At 45.7% G+C, this 654-nt stretch carries 3 tRNA genes and 2 rRNA genes; all 5 read right to left on the bottom strand.

From position 1 onward, the window contains the following. Positions 1–50: 50 nt before the first annotated feature. Positions 51–126: transfer RNA gene (locus IC214_RS01565), tRNA-Val, on the bottom strand. A gap of 5 nt (positions 127–131) precedes the next feature. Then, positions 132–206, bottom strand: a tRNA-Glu gene (locus IC214_RS01570). A 6-nt stretch (positions 207–212) separates the two neighbouring features. After that, positions 213–287 (bottom strand) — tRNA-Asn (locus IC214_RS01575). Between the two features lie 7 nt (positions 288–294). Continuing rightward, positions 295–411 (bottom strand): 5S ribosomal RNA (gene rrf, locus IC214_RS01580). Positions 412–546: 135 nt separating this feature from the next. Next, a 23S ribosomal RNA gene (locus IC214_RS01585) occupies positions 547–654 on the bottom strand; the annotation flags it as partial.

The following is a 654-nucleotide window of genomic DNA, read 5'->3' on the forward strand; positions in this document are numbered from 1 at the left end:
TCCAGCGTGACAGGCTGGCATTCTAACCAACTGAACTACCAGGCCGCAAATGGTGGGACCAGCAGGGCTCGAACCTGCGACCCCCTGCTTGTAAGGCAGGTGCTCTCCCAGCTGAGCTATGATCCCACAAATGGTGACTCGTAGGGGAATTGAACCCCTGTTACCGCCGTGAAAGGGCGGTGTCTTAACCTCTTGACCAACGAGCCATTTATTGGCTCCAAGGGTGGGGCTCGAACCCACAGCCTACCGGTTAACAGCCGGTTGCTCCACCGTTGAGCTACCTTGGAACATCTAACGTGGCTATGTCCTACTCTCCCAGGCAGTTTCCCACCAAGTACCATCAGCGCTAGAGAACTTAACTTCTGTGTTCGGAATGGGAACAGGTGTATCTTCTCTGCTATTATAACCACATTTCTTTTTTGTTGCTAGGACAAGTATAATATTAACATTTTTTGTTATTTTTGTCAATACTTTTTTCATACTTTTTTTCAGAGTTAACACTCTAAAAACTACATATATATTTTAGCCAATGAACATCAAATAATATTGGTCAAGTCCTCGACCTATTAGTATCGATAAGCTAAATACATTGCTGCACTTACACCTTCGACCTATCAACCAGATAGTCTTTCTGGGGTCTTACCCTTGCGGTGG

Origin of the sequence: Clostridioides sp. ES-S-0190-01 (assembly GCF_020658275.1) — a bacterium.
Classification (GTDB): Bacteria; Bacillota; Clostridia; order Peptostreptococcales; family Peptostreptococcaceae; genus Clostridioides.